The 16899-nt window shown below is 34.0% G+C and carries 16 protein-coding genes and 1 tRNA gene; 10 read left to right on the forward strand and 7 right to left on the reverse strand.

Features of this window, described 5'->3' with window-relative positions; genetic code table 11:
• The first annotated feature begins 33 nt into the window (after positions 1-33).
• From VB796_RS00415 to VB796_RS00430, 4 genes are all read left to right on the forward strand, one after another.
• The gene (locus VB796_RS00415) at positions 34-966 is read left to right on the forward strand and encodes a hypothetical protein (RefSeq protein ID WP_323344532.1); all 933 of its coding nucleotides are present in this window, start codon (positions 34-36) and stop codon (positions 964-966) included.
• Between the two features lie 81 nt (positions 967-1047).
• On the forward strand, positions 1048-1863 hold the full coding sequence (locus tag VB796_RS00420) for a phytanoyl-CoA dioxygenase family protein (protein WP_323344533.1): 816 nt from the start codon (positions 1048-1050) through the stop codon (positions 1861-1863).
• A 186-nt stretch (positions 1864-2049) separates the two neighbouring features.
• Entirely contained in the window at positions 2050-2910 is an 861-nt protein-coding gene (locus VB796_RS00425) for an alpha/beta hydrolase (RefSeq protein ID WP_323344534.1), read from the forward strand.
• A gap of 6 nt (positions 2911-2916) precedes the next feature.
• Positions 2917-3888, forward strand: a complete 972-nt coding sequence (locus tag VB796_RS00430; RefSeq protein ID WP_323344535.1) for a glycosyltransferase family 2 protein — start codon at positions 2917-2919, stop codon at positions 3886-3888.
• Between the two features lie 40 nt (positions 3889-3928).
• Here VB796_RS00430 and VB796_RS00435 read toward each other — a convergent pair whose 3' ends face one another.
• Positions 3929-5194: an asparagine synthetase B gene (locus tag VB796_RS00435; protein WP_323344536.1), complete on the reverse strand. Its 1266-nt coding sequence runs from the start codon at positions 5192-5194 to the stop codon at positions 3929-3931.
• Between the two features lie 213 nt (positions 5195-5407).
• Here VB796_RS00435 and VB796_RS00440 point away from each other — a divergent pair, with 213 nt between their 5' ends.
• From VB796_RS00440 to VB796_RS00450, 3 genes are all read left to right on the forward strand, one after another.
• Positions 5408-6649 (forward strand): ABC transporter permease, encoded by a 1242-nt coding sequence (locus VB796_RS00440; protein WP_323344537.1) that lies wholly within the window; start codon positions 5408-5410, stop codon positions 6647-6649.
• A gap of 135 nt (positions 6650-6784) precedes the next feature.
• Positions 6785-6868: transfer RNA gene (locus VB796_RS00445), tRNA-Leu, on the forward strand.
• A 63-nt stretch (positions 6869-6931) separates the two neighbouring features.
• On the forward strand, positions 6932-8743 hold the full coding sequence (locus VB796_RS00450; protein WP_323344538.1) for a hypothetical protein: 1812 nt from the start codon (positions 6932-6934) through the stop codon (positions 8741-8743).
• A 437-nt stretch (positions 8744-9180) separates the two neighbouring features.
• Here the strand turns inward: VB796_RS00450 and VB796_RS00455 are convergent, their stop codons facing one another.
• The 5 genes from VB796_RS00455 to VB796_RS00475 form a co-directional block, all read right to left on the reverse strand.
• Positions 9181-9384, reverse strand: coding sequence for a DUF3098 domain-containing protein (locus tag VB796_RS00455; RefSeq protein WP_323344539.1), 204 nt, complete (start codon positions 9382-9384; stop codon positions 9181-9183).
• A gap of 41 nt (positions 9385-9425) precedes the next feature.
• Positions 9426-10307, reverse strand: a complete 882-nt coding sequence (locus VB796_RS00460; RefSeq protein ID WP_323344540.1) for a cell division protein FtsX — start codon at positions 10305-10307, stop codon at positions 9426-9428.
• Positions 10308-10430: 123 nt separating this feature from the next.
• A complete protein-coding gene (locus tag VB796_RS00465; protein ID WP_323344541.1) occupies positions 10431-11021 on the reverse strand; it encodes a bifunctional nuclease domain-containing protein in 591 nt (196 codons plus the stop codon).
• Between the two features lie 150 nt (positions 11022-11171).
• A complete protein-coding gene (locus tag VB796_RS00470; RefSeq protein WP_323344542.1) occupies positions 11172-12134 on the reverse strand; it encodes an electron transfer flavoprotein subunit alpha/FixB family protein in 963 nt (320 codons plus the stop codon).
• Between the two features lie 195 nt (positions 12135-12329).
• Entirely contained in the window at positions 12330-13064 is a 735-nt protein-coding gene (locus VB796_RS00475) for an electron transfer flavoprotein subunit beta/FixA family protein (protein ID WP_323344543.1), read from the reverse strand.
• Positions 13065-13246: 182 nt separating this feature from the next.
• On the opposite strand from VB796_RS00475, the gene VB796_RS00480 reads away from it, so the two are divergent.
• Positions 13247-13573, forward strand: coding sequence for a tetratricopeptide repeat protein (locus VB796_RS00480; RefSeq protein ID WP_323344544.1), 327 nt, complete (start codon positions 13247-13249; stop codon positions 13571-13573).
• A 48-nt stretch (positions 13574-13621) separates the two neighbouring features.
• On the opposite strand, the gene VB796_RS00485 is transcribed toward VB796_RS00480, so the two are convergent.
• Complete coding sequence (locus VB796_RS00485; RefSeq protein ID WP_323344545.1) at positions 13622-14842, reverse strand: NAD(P)/FAD-dependent oxidoreductase; 1221 nt, start codon at positions 14840-14842, stop codon at positions 13622-13624.
• A gap of 212 nt (positions 14843-15054) precedes the next feature.
• Here VB796_RS00485 and VB796_RS00490 point away from each other — a divergent pair, with 212 nt between their 5' ends.
• Both VB796_RS00490 and VB796_RS00495 read left to right on the forward strand, forming a co-directional pair.
• The gene (locus VB796_RS00490; RefSeq protein WP_323344546.1) at positions 15055-16062 is read left to right on the forward strand and encodes a DNA/RNA non-specific endonuclease; all 1008 of its coding nucleotides are present in this window, start codon (positions 15055-15057) and stop codon (positions 16060-16062) included.
• Between the two features lie 89 nt (positions 16063-16151).
• A complete protein-coding gene (locus VB796_RS00495; RefSeq protein WP_323344547.1) occupies positions 16152-16832 on the forward strand; it encodes a DUF1080 domain-containing protein in 681 nt (226 codons plus the stop codon).
• The last annotated feature ends 67 nt before the right edge of the window (positions 16833-16899 follow it).

Here is a 16899-nt window from a genome sequence, read left to right on the forward strand (position 1 = left end):
AAACTCATCACTTTTAGCATAAAGTTAAAAAAAATGTGGGTTAAAAAAGGAGTAGTTTATAAACCAGATGGTTCGTTGGCACATAGTATTTCGCACGCACAAGTACCATTTGCTTACAAACACAAAGATTTTTTAAGAGTATATTTTTCGTCGAGAGACGCACAGGGACAATCACGCCCAACATTTATTGATGTTGATTACGAAGACCCTACAAAAATATTATACGTTCACGATAAACCCGTTTTAGAATTGGGCGGACCTGGTGAATATGACGAAACAGGTGCTATGCCTGCATGGTTTGTGGATATGCCCAATGGAGACATTTGGTTGTACTACACAGGCTGGAACAGAAGTCACAATTCGTATAGACTTTCAATGGGACTTTCTGTAAGCACAGATGGCGGTTTGACATTCAAAAAAATGTTTAGAGGGCCAATTATGGATAGGTCAATTTATAATCCTATTTGGGCAGCTCAACCTTCGGTGATGTACGATAATGGCGTTTGGAGAATGTGGCACATTTCTGGACAAAAATGCGAATATATCAACGGTATTCCAGAACCATTTTATGATTGCCGTTATGCGGAATCAAAAGATGGAATTCATTGGGTATCAAGTGATAAACCCGTATTGCCTTTTGATGATTTTCTTCATGCAGTTGGTCGCCCGAGTGTATATAAAGAAGATGGTATTTACAAAATGTACTACTCATATCGTCATACGGTAGATTACCGTACTGACCGTAATCAGAGTTACAGATTAGGCTATGCCGAGTCAAAAGATGGCCTTGATTGGGAGCGTAAGGATAACTTAGTAGGTATCGCAAAATCAGAGAATCCTGCTGATTTTGACTACCAAATGATTAATTATGCTCATAATTATGAACATAATGGTGATAAATATTTGTTGTATAACGGAAATGGTTTTGGTACATCTGGCTTTGCTTATGCTAAGTGGGAAAGATAATAAATCAAGCTGATAATTATCATTTAACAGCGTTTTATAGTTACCTACCTTTAACAATTATAAACGTTAATCAATTTATTTATGGGATACTCAAAAGAACAATTCAATAAAGATGGATTTCTGATATTGAAAAACTTCTTTAACCAAGAAGAAATACAAAAAATTTACACTGATGCTCGTCAATTATTTGCTATTCAAATCAAGCAGATTTTAGGTAAAGACGTTGATATTAATAACAAAGACGAATTTGAACAAGCTATGTTTGAATTCTTTGAGAAAGATTTCACGGCTTTTGTAAACACAGGAAAACAAACGCAACATCTTATTTCGATGCATCGCTTGGGTACTGACGAACATATTATTTCTTTGTTGAAAGACCTCGGTTACGAGTTCCCAACTATTGCAGTAAGACCCGCCATGCAGTTTAATAGCCGATACCTTTCTAAAGGTGGAAGTCATTGGAAATTAGGAGCTCACCAAGACTGGAGAACTGGACAAGGTTCGTTAGATAGCGTTGTTTTATGGTTCCCACTGGTTGAATGCAAAGCAGAATTGGGTTCATTACAAATTATTCCTGCAAGTCATACAGACGGTTTGATGAAAGCAGATACTTCTGGCTATACAGGAAGTATCCAAGAAGAAATCGAAGAAGAAAAATATGTACAAACAGAATTTGAAGTTGGAGATTTATTAATATTCTCGGCATTTTTGATTCATAGGTCAGGAGAAAATATCACAAAAAATATTCGTTGGTCGATTCAGTTGAGATATAATAACATTGCCGAATCAACTTTCAGAGAAAGAGGTTTTCCAATGCCATATATTTATAAACCAGAAGAAAATTTGGTAACTCCTAACTTCCCACAAAAGGAACAGTTAGAACAAGTTTTTGCATAAACAATACAATATTCAGTATCTTTACAGACCTACAAGCCACCTTGTAGGTCTTTTTATTTTAGTTTTATTAAAAACACTTCAATATTCTCATAAATCTACCGTTTATACAATCATGAAAACTTTGGCATAGTTTTCTACGTAAATACAATAAAAATTTGACCATTAAATAGACCCTAAAATCTTCAAATGAAATATCTATCCTTGCTAATTGTGTGGTTTACTATCATTTCCTGTAAAAACGAAATTGAACTTATTGTTCCTGAAACTCCTCCCGGTATTGTCAATGATGTTCCTTTAGTTTATGAAGAAAAACTTGATATAGCTTATGGCAAAAGTCTATCTCAAAATTATGATTTGTATCTGCCTAATACACGAAATGAACGAAACCCTGTAATCATTCTCCTACATCCAGGAGCATGGAGAATAGGCGATAAAACTTTTGTAAATTCAATCGTAAAATCCCTCATTAGCAAACGTGTGAATTGTGCCATTGTCAATATGAATTACCGTCTGACATCTACCGCAGGAGTTACTTATGTTGAACAATTAGAAGACATCAATACTTTACTACTAAAAATAAAACGAGAAGCTAAAACACTTAAAATTTCAACCAACTTTTTTATCGTTGGCTTGAGTGCAGGAGGACATTTGGCTATGCTATATGGAAATAGTCCATTAGGTAATAAATTGGCAAAAGGTGTGGCAGGAATTGTACCTCCAATAAATCTATCGTCCAAAACAATGAGAGAAGGTAATATTGGCACAGATATTACAAAATTGATTGGCAAAACTTATGCAGAAGCACCCAATGAATATATTAAAGCAAGTCCAATCTTTCAATATAATCTTGCAAGTCCACCAACAATTGTATTTTTTGGTGGTAAAGACGAAACCGTTCCAGTAGAACAAGCCAATTTATGCAAGCAGGTTCTTTCATCAAGCAGAGCAAAAAGTGAATTCAATTTTTATGCTGAACAACCACATGAATGGAATAATTGGAACGAACCAATTGATAAAATTATTAAATTTGCAGAAAAAAACTTATAGCCCAAAATGATTAAAGTTAGCGTAATTGTACACACATATAACCATGAAAACTTCATTCGTCAAACATTGGATAGCATTCTAAATCAGGAAGTTAATTTTGAATATGAAGTAATTGTTGGCGATGATGCTTCTCCCGATTCGACACCTCAAATTATTAAAGAGTATCAACAAAAATTTCCAGAAATTATCAAACCTATGCTTCATCCTAAAAATTTAGGAGGTTTTGGGAAAAATAATACATTAGCAACACTTTCTGTTTGTAAAGGACAATACATTGCTGCAATGGATGGTGACGATTATTGGATAAACCCTCATAAATTACAAAAACAGGTAGATTTTTTGGATAAAAATCCTGATTTTGTGGCTTGTTTTCATAATGCTCTTATTCACTTTGAAGACGGCTCTCATCCAGATTCCTATGTAAATGATGAAAACCAACGGGTTGTTACGAGTATTGAAGATTTAGTTGGCGAAGACGAAGTTTGGTACATGGCAACCTCTGCCGTGATGTTCAGAAACGGAATTATGACACATTATCCAAAATGGTTTCATGAATCTAAGAGTGGTGATATTCCGAGATATATCCTTTTGGGAAAACACGGAAATTTCTATTACATTGATGAGGTAATGTCAGTCTATCGTAAAAATGGTGGCGGAATGAGTTTCACCGATGGAAAACAAGATGCAGATTTTCTTTTCAATAGAATTGGAATGTACAGAGGAATTGATGGTGAATTGAACTTTAGGTTTCATAAAACACTTAATAAAAATATCGCACGATATTATTTAATGCTCGCCAATTCTATTCAATACGGAGATAATTTCTTTCTAAGTCGTTTTTACGCACTAAAATCATTGTATCTTTCAAGACCAAATGCCAATAATCATCTGAAAGAAGTATTACAGCAATATATAATTCCTAAAAGTTTCATGAAAATATATGCCAATGTGAAATGGCAAATTGAAAAAATATTTTAAACAAAAAAGGCTCTCAAAATAACTTTGAGAGCCTTTTTTGTTAGGTTTTTTGTTTCTTCTTTTTAGCGGCTGGGAAAAGTACGTTATTGAGAATTAAACGATAACCAGGAGAATTAGGATGAAGATTCAAATCAGTAGGTTCTTCATTTACAAAATGTCGATAATCTTCTGGGTCATGTCCTGCATAAAAGCTAAAAAATCCTTTCAAAAATGTACCATGAATATATCGAGCTTCATTCAAAGAACGATTTTCACCTAATACCGTCACTTCGGGTTTCAACACCTGTTTTTTGAACGAAGTAGTTTGTCCCATAAAACCATGAATTGTCGTCTCGTGATTCTGAGTTAACATTGTTGGAATGGGGTCCCACTTAGCAGAAAATTGAAAGAGATTAAAAAAATCATTCTCCTCTTGCACTGGTCTTGATTCATTTGGATAAGCCTCAATATTTGAAAACTCAATAACTTGTGGATGATAAATTAAATTAAAGTTTTGAAAAGCAAATGTATTAGAAAAATCTAATTTAGAATCTGCTGCATTATCGTAACCATCGCCATCATAATAAGCATCCACAATATCGTGACCCTCAGCTGCTAAAGCAATATCATACGTATCCGTAGCAGTACACATAGCAAACATATATCCACCACCTGCTACAAACTCTTTAATCTTTTTAGCAACCCCTAATTTTAGTTTAGACACTTTATCGAAACCAAATTTTGCCGCATTTTTCTTATCTTCTCGTAGTTGTGCTTGATACCAAGGCTGTGAACTTTGGTTCCAAAATTTACCCATTTGCCCTGTAAAGTCCTCATGATGAAGGTGTAACCAATCATATTCTGGCAATTTACTATTCATAACTTCCTCATCAAACACCAAATCATAAGGAATCTCGGCGTAAGTCATTGCTAAGGTTACTGCATCGTCCCAAGGTTGAAGCGTTTTGGGAGAATATACGGCAATTCTCGGTGGTTTTTGCAACTTCACAACGTCCATATTAACATCAGGGCTACTTACTTCAACTCTAATTTGAGCAGCCTCACCCTCAGATATTACCTGATAACTAACCCCTCTAATGACTAATTCATTCTCAAATTTCTGAGTTTGAGGAAACATAAATGCCCCTCCTCTATAATTTAAAAGCCATTCGACTTCTGTATCATTATTCTTTAAAATCCAATAGGCTATTCCATAAGACTTTAGGTGATTTTTTTGTGATTCATCCATTGGAATTAGTATTTGTGAAGCCCACAAACGCCCAGACATTAGGAAAAATATGATAAACGGAAAGATTAACCTTTTCATTGGAGTAGTAATTTTTAAGAACTCAATTAAATTTGTTAACAAAATATAGGCTAATGAAGCCACACAAATCTTCGCTCAATAATATTAAATAGATTAACGAATGTAAAACAAAAATAGTGCAAAACTTCATCGAAGCCACATGAAGTATTGGATTATCTTGCAAATGTTCGTGGATTATAAGTTTCAAGACCAAGCATTACAAATCACAAAGCAATGAATATATTAGAAAATACAAGAGAAGCTCTCCGTTCAATTAAAGGCAATCTGTTAAGAACTATCCTGACGGCTCTAATTATTGCCATTGGTGTAACGGCATTAGTTGGCTGTCTGACGGTAATTGACGGTATTCAAAGCTCCGTGAATAATAGCTTTGCAGGTCTTGGAGCCAATGCTTTCGATGTTAGAAATAGAGATATTTATAAAATCAGAAAACAAGGCGAAAAAGAGAAAAGATACCCAAATATTGATTACAGAGAAGCAAAACTTTATAAAGAAAAATTTGGAAGGTCTGCCATTATTGGTCTAAAGATTAATGTAACCTTCAATGCAGAAGTAAAATATGAGTCTAAACAGACAAACCCAAATACACGAGTTATGGGTACCGATGAGAACTTTTTTGATATAAAAGGCTTTAAAATTAATTCTGGTAGAGTATTTTCAAACAGTGACCTCGAAAAAGGCACGAATGTTTGTATTATCGGCGTAGATGTAATAAGTCAATTATTTGATAAAAATACCAACCCTCTTGATAAGGAGATTACGATTTTGGGTCAAAAAATGAAAGTTATCGGTCTTTTAGAGAAAAAAGGAAGCATGATGGGTGGCGGTGATGACCGAGTTATTTTTGTTCCCTTAGAAGCAGGCCGAAAAATGGCAGTTGGCAGAAACTTAACGTACGATATCGTCACATCTGTTCCAAATATAAAAGATATTGAGAACGTGGTAGAAGAAGCAAGAGGAGTTATGAGAACAGTAAGACAAGATGAACTTGGCTTTCCCGATTCATTTTCAATCGAACGCTCAGATTCATTAGCTAAACAATCAGAAAGTATTACCGATATTCTCAGAATGGCAGGCTTTGGCATAGGATTTATCACCCTACTGGGTGCAGCAATTGCTTTGATGAATATTATGCTTGTTTCAGTAACCGAAAGAACACAAGAAATTGGTATTCGTAAATCATTAGGAGCTACACCATTTTTAATAAGATTACAATTTCTAATGGAAGCCATTGTAATTTGTTTATTAGGTGGTTTTGGAGGAATAATTTTTGCCATCATCATCGGCAACTTATTTTCTAAAATCATCATGGGAGATTCTGCCAGTTTTATTATTTCTTGGGTTTGGATGACATTGGGAATAACAGTTTGTGTAGCAGTCGGATTATTTTCAGGAATTTACCCAGCTTATAAAGCATCCAAGCTCGACCCAATAGAATCTTTACGTTATGAATAAATTATTTTTTTTAGAACTCCTTAGTTATCAGAAGATTAGAAGATTTGTAAAATAAAAGTTCATTTTTTTACCAAATTGAGGTTGTGTAGTCCAATTCTATCCTCTATATTTGCATCAAGTTTGAGAAAAACAAATGCCCGGATGGCGGAATTGGTAGACGCGCTGGTCTCAAACACCAGTGTCTTCACTGGCATGCCGGTTCGACTCCGGCTCCGGGTACATTTAAACCCTACAATTATTTTTTTAATTGTAGGGTTTTTGCTTTAAAATTCTACTGCTTTTATGAATATACATCAACCCGTCATTTATGCGGAAATCATTGTACTATTAAGTACTTTATCTTTAATTTTTAAGAATAAAAAAAAATCCATAGGTCAATCGACCTTATCGTACTTGATTATTTGCCTACCAATTTTATTTTTTTTCTTTATAATTTATACACATACCGATAATATTCCCTTTCAGGATGATTGGGTTTTGTTGGATTCGCTGTATCAAATAAAAGTAGCATCAAGTTTTTCTGAGTTTTGCAAAGCATTTTTTCTCCAAGTAAATCAACATCGTTTTGGATTTGAAAGAATCGTTTTTATTATTATTGATGAAATTTGGGGAAATGAAAATATTAAGGCTCAAATAATTTTGGGTGATTGCTTTCTACTCGGAATAGCTTTTCTATTGTTTCACTTTTTCAAGAAGTTAAACTTATCTATTATATATTTTACGCCCATTCCTCTACTATTATTTAATTTAACCTACTTTGAAAATGCAAACTGGGGAATAGCGGCAATTCAAAATACACCAATAATCTTTTTTTCTTTCTTAACGGTCTATCTACTTTCAAAACCATTCTCTATTCCATTTTATTTTGCCATTGCTACCGCAACATTAACCATGTTTACTTCAGGAAATGGTTTATCAATTTGGCCAATAGGATTAACTATTTTAGTCTTACAAAATCGCAAAAAAGAATTATTAATATGGTCATCTTTTGCCATATTTTTAATAATATTCTATTTCTATTTTGACTATACAATTATACAAAGCGACAGGTCTTTTTTGATAAAACATCCTCTCTTAAATATTCTATTTTTACTAACGTTTTTTGGAAATGTTTTCTTTCAAAATATTCCTCATCCATACGTAATTCCTATTTATGGAGATATCGTAGCTTGTATCCTTTTGGGATGCTTTCTCTTTACAATTATAATAGGTGTTTTGTGGAAGTTATTTCAAGAAATGAAAGAAAAACCTAAACCTCAAACTTTACAATTATTCGGCTGGTTAGGTTTTTTAGCAATTACAGGTTTAATGCTCATGCTGAGCCGTCCATTGGAGATAAAAACCTATCACGGAGGCGAATTCCTATCAAGGCGATATATGATATTTGGAGCCGCTTTTGCGTGTGTTGGATATTTATCTTATTTATACCTTATTCAACAAAAAACACAAAAACTCAATTGGGGATTTCATACATTCCTTACAATGGGTGTTTTCATAAACATAAATAGTTATTACAAAAGTATTCCAAGTATTTACCGCCAACAACAAGAGTTAAGATTGGATGGACATTTTTGGAAAAAAGATACGATGCTTCTTAGCTTCGGAGAAAAATACAAAGAAAAATTTGGTTACAATCACCCAACTTATCAGATAAATATTATTAAAAATGTAGATTCCTTAGGCATATATAAACTTTCAGACAAGGAGATTAATCCAATATTTACTATTTTGAAAAACTCTTCTACTCATAAATCAGAACTTTTTGAAGGGACAATAGATACGGTTATGTCAATTGGTACTACAATTTCTTTGGAGAAAAGACCAAGAGTTTCGTTTGTCGGAGTAAATTCGCAAAATAGTCAAGTTGTTAAATATATTGGTCTAAAATCAGCAACAAATTCGTTTATTTTCCCTGTCATATCGATTCCAAATAATATTCAAGATTGTTTAATAACTCAATCTTATTATAGTTCTAAATTTTATTATGATATATGGCAAGGTAAAATACCTTCCGAAAGGTACGAAATTTGGCTAATCAGTGAGGAAAGGCATTCATACAAAGCTAAATTTAGTAATAAGATAATTCAACTTTAAAAGGTTATAAAAAAGGCTTCTCAAAAAATTGAGAAGCCTTTTTTATAACCTTTTGACTACTAAGTATTTATTAAACCTTACGGAATGAACTGTGTTAAAAAACTAATTTTAGACCAAATATTATTTCGCTATTGCATATAAATTATCAAATGGTACTTCATTTTTGACAACGGCAAAAACTTGTTTTAAAAGTTTATGAACCACCGCCATCATATATACTTAATGTCGCAAGTTAAATTTGAGTCGAAAAAACCTCACCCCCAACCCCTCTCCGATGGAGAGGGGAGCATTCGACCCCATTTTTCTCCCCTCTCCGATGGAGAGGGGTCGGGGGTGAGGTTTTGCGACATTAAGTACATACTTCCGAAACCTTATACCTAACTATACAATAATAAATTGATTAGCAATGAGTTATAATGCTTAATTCTCACCCCTACTTATGATTTTTTTAAAATCGCAAAAAACTCTAAACCAAAGCCTGCTAAAACGATAATTGGACCGAGTGTTAAACCTAAAAATCCAAAACCAAATTCGGTTTTGTCAAGGCTCATCACAAAAAAGCCTATTAATATAATGGCAATACCTGCCAACATCAATGAATAATTCGTTTTTCCGAATGGAAGTTTTTCTTTATTTGTCATCATTTTTATTTTTATTTCTGATTAATCAGAATTGTTTCAAATCAATATAATTCGTCAAGAGAAAGTTTCAAATATCGTTCCACCGACTGAAATGTACTTAAAATACCAATGAGTGTTCCAATAATTAGAATCCCCAAAGTTAACATTATGAGTTTAGAAGTTTCTTGTAAAACACCCAATCCTTCGATTTTTTGAACCGCTAATTGTTGTAAGATAATCAAAAGAGTACAGGCAACTAAACCGCTAATAAGCCCTTGCAAGGCACCTTTAATGACAAAGGGTTTACGAATAAAAGTATTGGTTGCCCCAACTAATTGCATACTTCTAATTAAGAATCGCTGAGAATATAGAGAAAGTTTTATCGTATTATTCACTAATATCACGATAATAACTAATAATAATATTACAAAAACAGAAAGTATTAGATAGATTTTAGAAATATTTTTATTCACTTCATCCACGAAATTTTCCACATAAGCAACTTCATGTACACCTGAAAGTTTCTCTAAATCAGCTTTTATTTCTTTTAATTTTACTTCATTAAAAAACTCTTCTCTGATTTTAACTGAATATAAATTAAACAATGGATTATTATTTCCTAAAAGCTTCCGATAATCTTCGCCAGATTCTTCAATAAATTGTTTAGCTGCTACTTCTTTTGAAATGAAATTTATTTGTGGAGAATTTTCCTTTTTTAGGACAAAATCTTTTTTGGCAATTAACTTGAATAGAGAATCTAACTTACTCGTAGTCAAGTCATTATCAAGATAAACTTGAACCTCCACGTTTTGTTTTACCAATTCAGCCAACTTTCTGGCATTGAGCGTCAATAATCCACAAAGTCCTATTAAAAACAAAGCGATAGTCAAACTAATAATGACCATTGCATTTGGGGTACTGCCTAATTTTTTTATTTTTGACATAGTTAAAATTGGGAAGGCTCTAATATTCTTATTATTTAAAACAAAATTACATTTTTTTAGCTCTGAACTATCATTCTTAACGCTTTTTAACAAAAAAGCCAACTTTTATAGTTGGCTTTTTTGTTAGTTTCTTCTATCTATTTCGTCCCTAATCTTAGCAGCTTTTTCATACTCTTCATTCTCAAGAGCTTCTTTGAGCATATTATTCAAAACTTCTACGGGATTTTCTTTTAATAACTCTCCGAAGGTTTTTTGCGGTTTTACTTCTTCTTCCAAATCTTCCAATAAATCCTCTTTTCCAGTTTCATTAATTGAGATTCCAGCTTCAGATAAAACGTTCTCGTAAGTATAAATGGGTACATTAAAACGTAAACCAATAGCAATAGCATCTGAAGGACGTGCATCCACAAATGTATCTTTAATGCCATCTGAACAATGTATTTTAGCAAAGAAAACACCTTCCTTAATATCAGTGATTGATATTTCACTAACGGAGTAATGAAAGGTTCTGGCAAAAGACTTAAATAAATCGTGCGTCATTGGACGATTAGGCTCAATCTTCTCTATTTCAATGGCGATAGCTTGTGCTTCGAACATTCCAATAATAATAGGTAGTCGTCGAGGTCCATATTCTTCTCCAAGAACCAATGCAAATGACCCTGTTTGTGACGAACTGGGCGACAGCCCCAATATTTCTAATTTAATTTTCTCCACTTGATATATATTCTAAAATAATTGAATGTTGGTAACAAAGATATAAACCTTAAATTTTTTAAAAAAGTTTTCGTCCAATTGATTCAAAAGAAAAGACCTACGAAATAAGTTATCGTAGGTCTTAATTAATTATTCTTTGTAAAGGATGATTTATAAAGCTTTTACAGCTTTAGTCAATCTCGGTAAAATATCAAAAACATCCCCAACAATTCCATAATCAGCTGCTTTGAAGAAAGGAGCTTCTGGGTCTTTGTTGATAACGACAATCACTTTTGATGAATTTACACCCGCTAAATGTTGAATTGCCCCTGAAATACCTGCTGCAATATATAAATTAGGAGAAACCTTGATACCCGTTTGTCCAACGTGTTCGTGGTGAGGTCGCCAATCAAGGTCGGAAACAGGCTTAGAACAAGCCGTAGCTGCTCCTAAAGCATTAGCAAGGTCTTCTACTATTCCCCAATTTTCTGGGCCTTTCAAGCCACGTCCTGCCGAAACAACTAAGTCTGCTTCTGGTAATGAAATGGTACTTGATGCTTTATGAGTTCCTGTAACTTTTACCGCAAAATCAGAGTCTTTCAAAGTAGGCGTAAATCCTTCTACATTTGCCGATGCTCCAGATTCAATTACAGAAACAGCATTTTTCTTGATAGCGATAATTTTTTTATCACTTTTCATGTCAACGGTAGCAAAAGCTTTTCCCGTATAAATACTTCTCGTCACTTTAAAACCACCCGACAAGTTTGGCAATTCAGTAACATTTGAAACAATCGCAGCTTTTAATTTTCCTGCCAAACGTGCCGCAACTGCATCCCCCAAAGATGATTTTGCTAAAATTACGACTTCTGCATTTTCTTGTGCTACGGCAGATGCCAAAACATCAGCATAAGCTTGGATATTTCCAGTTGCCAAACGAGCATCATTGGCATGAAGCACTTTGCCTGCTCCAAAACTTCCTGCTTTAGCTAATTCTGCTTCCGTTGCCGTGCCAATGGCTAATACTGTGGCAGTTGTCCCTTTCATTTTGGCGACTTCTGCACCATAATAAACGGCTTCGAGCGATGATTTTTTCAAAGCTCCATTATCTATTTCTGTGAATATGATTACTGACATGATTTTATTTTTTTAAGTAGGACAGGTATCCAACCTGTCAAAAAAACAATACTGAAAACAGGTTAGAAACCTGTCCTACAATACCCAACAGGTTACAAACCTGCTCTACAATACCCAACAGGTTACAAACCTGTTCTACAATACCCAACAGGTTAGAAACCTGCTCTACAATACCCAACAGGTTACAAACCTGTTCTACAATACTTTAGCTTCGTTTTTCAATAATGCGATTAATTCCTCCGCATTTTCGGCAGAAATCATTTTACAAGCACCTTTTGGAGCAGGTAAAGTAAATTTCTCTGTAACCGTCAAATCTTCTCCAACTGGCTCAACTACTTTCAAAGGTTTTGTACGAGCCGTCATAATACCACGCATATTTGGGATTTTCCATTCTGCAATCGGTTCTTGACAACCTAAAACTAATGGTAAAGATGCTTCAATGTCTTCCTTTCCACCTTCAATTTCACGAGTCATTTTAGCAGTTGTTCCATCAATTTCCAATTTCATCACTGGCGACAATGAAGGAATTCCCAGCATCTCTCCTACCAAACCATGAACTACACCACTGTTAAAGTCAATTGATTCACGACCCATTAAAATGAGGTCATAATTTTCTTGGGCTGCAATTGTTGCAATTTGTACAGCCGTGAAATAAGAATCTTTTGGCTCACAATTTACACGAATTGCGTCATCTGCTCCAATTGCCAAGCATTTACGGATAACTTGTTCAGAATCAGCTTCTCCAACGTTTAAAACGGTAACTGTTCCGCCTAATTTTTCTTTTAATTCTACCGCACGTGAAAGTGCATAATCATCGTAAGGACCTGTGATGTAGGTTACGCCTGCTTTATTAAATTTGGTATCTCCGTCCGTAAACGATATTTTCGCTGTGGTATCGGGTACACTCGTTACGCAAACTAAAATTTTCATGGTATTTTATTTTAGGCACAAAGGCTCGAAAGCTCTCAGGCACAAAGATTTTAATTGTAAAGAATTGAATTCAGGTTGTTATGCTTATGCAAAATACCAATTTTTCAATTTATAGTGCAATATTAATAAAAAGTTTTAAAAATAGTATGCAAGCATACTATTTTTTCTAAAATAATTTTAAAATGATAAATAGATTAGAAATTCTTAGAGATTTTATAGCTGAAGAACCGCAAGACCCATTCAATCATTATGCTTTGGCGACTGAATTATTGAAAACGGATAAACAAGAAGCTAAGACAATTTTTGAATATTTGGTAAAAAATCACGCTGATTATTTAGCTACTTATTATCATTTGGGAGCTTTGTACGTGGAATTGGGCGAAAATGATTTGGCTTTGGCGACTTACGAAGAAGGTATTGAATTGGCACAAAAAATTGGCAATGAAAAGGCTTTGAAGGAATTGAAGGGGGCTTACCAAATGTTTTTGGATGAGTTGGAGGATTTGTAACCTGATGCCTTTGCATCGGTATGAACTTACCGATGCAAAGGCATCAGGTTACAAATTTTTCCCCGCCACAAAACCAGTTGTCCAAGCGGCTTGAAAATTAAATCCACCTGTAACGGCATCAATATCAAGCACTTCCCCTGCAAAGAATAAACCTTTGACGATTTTACTTTCCATAGTATTAGGATTGATTTCTGATAAATCAATACCTCCACAGGTTACAAATTCTTCTTTGAAGGTTGTTTTTCCTTGAACTTTATGTGAAGAATTAATAAGATTTTCTATTAATTTATTGACCTGTTTTCCAGAAATATCAATCCAACGGAGGTTTTCGTCAATTTCAGAAAGTTCACAAAATCGTTTCCAAAGTCGAGATGGTAAATCAAATTGCTGATTAGACTGGATTATTTTTTTAGGATTTGTCTTTTTAATTTGTGTTATCGTTTCTCGAATTACATTTTCTGAAATGGTTGGAATCCAGTTAATTACGATTGAGAAATCATAAGCTAAATCCGCTAATTCTCTTGCACCCCATGCAGATAGTTTCAAAACCGCAGGAGCAGAAAATCCCCAGTGCGTTATCAATAAAGCCCCATCTTGCAATAATTTCTTTCCTGCTACTTTTACCGTTGCGTGCGACACACTTACACCCGCCAAATCTAAAAATTGTGACGTTGGAACATTGAAGGTAAAAAGTGACGGAACGGGAGGAACAATATGATGTTTTATATCTACAAGCCACTGATAACCAGCAATATTAGGATTACCACCCGTAGTTACTAAAACTACATCAGCGTTCATTATTTCACCTGTCTGCAACTCAATTCCTGTAATTTGATTATCATTTATTTGCAATGAACTTACCCCAAAAGACGTTCTTACATCAACACCTAATTTGCGAGCTTTTTGTTCCAGACATAAGGCAATCGTTTCTGAATTATCAGTCGTTGGAAACATTCTTCCATCGGGTTCATTTTTCAAGGCAACACCCTGTTTTTCAAACCAATTAACGGTACTTTGAGCATTAAATTGATTGAATAATGGTCGTAAAAAACTCCCTCCTCTCGGATAAAATTTTGCTAATTGTTTATTGTCGAAACAAGCGTGTGTTACATTACAACGACCGCCACCCGAAATACGAACTTTATTTAAAACTGTCCGATTCTTTTCCAGAAGTATTACTTTTGCATCAGGGTTATTTTCAGCCGCAGTAATTGCTCCGAAAAAACCCGCAGCACCACCACCAATAACGATTATTTGCTTTTTGCTCATGTTTTTTGTTTATTATCACAAAAGTATTTTATTATTAGCCACTAAGTCACAAAGACACAATTATTTTTATTCGTGTGTCACAAAAATTTAATCGTTCATTTTAGTATTTATTAGCCACTAAGTCACAAAGACACAATTATTTTTATTCATGTGTCACAAAAATTTAATCGTTTATTTTAGTATTTATTCACGCAATTATTCATTGACACTCCATGAGTAAAATCAAGTTTTTAATTTTCTTATTCTTCTTAGGCATTGTTTTATATTATTTCGGGAAACCAGAACCAATGCAATCATTGAAAAATGATTTTAACAAAGTTTTTGGTAATACGTCAAAAGATGCACCAGAGCCTTGGACTCGTGCGGGTCGTGGCGATACAGTGGCAACTGACGATGGTACTTCTATTGCGGAGGATATTGGGAATAAAGTTAAAGAGAAAATAAAAGAGAAAGTCGATGAAGAAATCGAAGAAAAAGAAACGTCTCTTTTTGATATTTTTAAAAGTAAAAAAACGGATAATGATAGCGATTCAGAAGAACCTTCAACTTTGGATAAATATATCCCATACTCAAAGAAAAATACGGATATAATTCGCCATAATGCCTTCATTTTAAGTTATCAGGAAGAATACGAGCTGGCTTCTTGGGTATTGCACCGCTTGGTAAAAGATGCAGCTTATGGTCATGAAAGCCGCTCAAATGAATTTATTTCAGACCCTTTGGTAGAATCTGGGTCGGCTGTTACGCAAGACTATTCTCGCTCAGGATATGACAGAGGACACTTATGTCCCGCAGGCGATTTTAGACACGATAAAGCACTTCAAGATGAAACCTTTTATATGTCAAATATGGCACCTCAAGTAGCTGACTTTAACCGAGGAATTTGGAGTGATTTGGAAAACAAAATACGTTCATGGGTAAAAAAACGAGGTGAATTGATTGTAGTGACAGGGCCTATTTTGAAAAAAGGTTTACCAACTATTGGTAGAATGAATCAAATTGCAGTTCCTGAAAAGTTTTATAAAATTATTTATGACCCTGCCACCGAAGAAGCCATAGCATTTTTATTTCCCAATGAAGGTTCGGTAGAATTAGTAAAATCATTTACTATTAGTATTGATGAATTAGAAACCATGACTGGTATTGACTTTTTTGCCAAATTACCCGACAGCATTGAGCAGAAAATTGAGCGTGAAAATAATGTAGATGATTGGTATTGAGTATAATGGATTAGGATTTAGGTTTTAAAGATTAGTAAATATACATTAAAAATAAAATCTTTCTCTGTTGAGAAACAGAACTTAAAACAATGATAAAAAAATTAAATTATCAACTGTATATCCTCTTATTGGTAATTACTTTCTTTACGACAAAAACGTATGCACAAGCTAAAATAAAGCTATTTAATGAGAAAAACTTAAAGGGTTGGTACGCTTATGAAGCAGTATCGGGCAAGCAAAAAGATGCCTCAAAAGTATTTTATGCCGAGCAAAAAATGATACGATTGTATGGGGATAAAGTTGGTTATTTGATGTCTGAAAAATCATTCAAAAACTTCCAACTAACACTTGAATATAAATGGAATACGGATTCTACGGTTGTTAGAAAAAGCAATAAGAAAAACAGTGGAATTATGTATCTCGTACCGACTTCAACGCCTGATACGTTATGGCCAAAAGGCATCCAATTTCAAGTAAAAGAAGGTGCAACTGGCGATTTTGTGTTTCTTCAAAACGTAGTTTTAGAAGTAAAAGGAAAGAAAACCGAAGCAGGAAAAAGCGTTGTCTCTGCTAAATTTGAAGATGCTGAAAAACCGTTTGGTGAATGGAATAAAGTCACAATTACTTCTTTAAACGGAAACATAAAACAAGAATTAAACGGAAAGTTAGTCAATGAAGGAACGCAAGTTGAGGTTTCGGAAGGTCGAATTTTATTACAATATGAGGGTTTTCCTATAGACTTTTGTAACATTCTGATTAGAGATTTTTAGTAAGTCTCTAAAAGATTGGATAGTCCATATTTACAATATAATATAAGCACCTAATTGTAAATACTTA

It is taken from the genome of Arcicella sp. LKC2W, assembly GCF_034931005.1.
In the GTDB taxonomy this organism is placed as follows: Bacteria; Bacteroidota; Bacteroidia; order Cytophagales; family Spirosomataceae; genus Arcicella.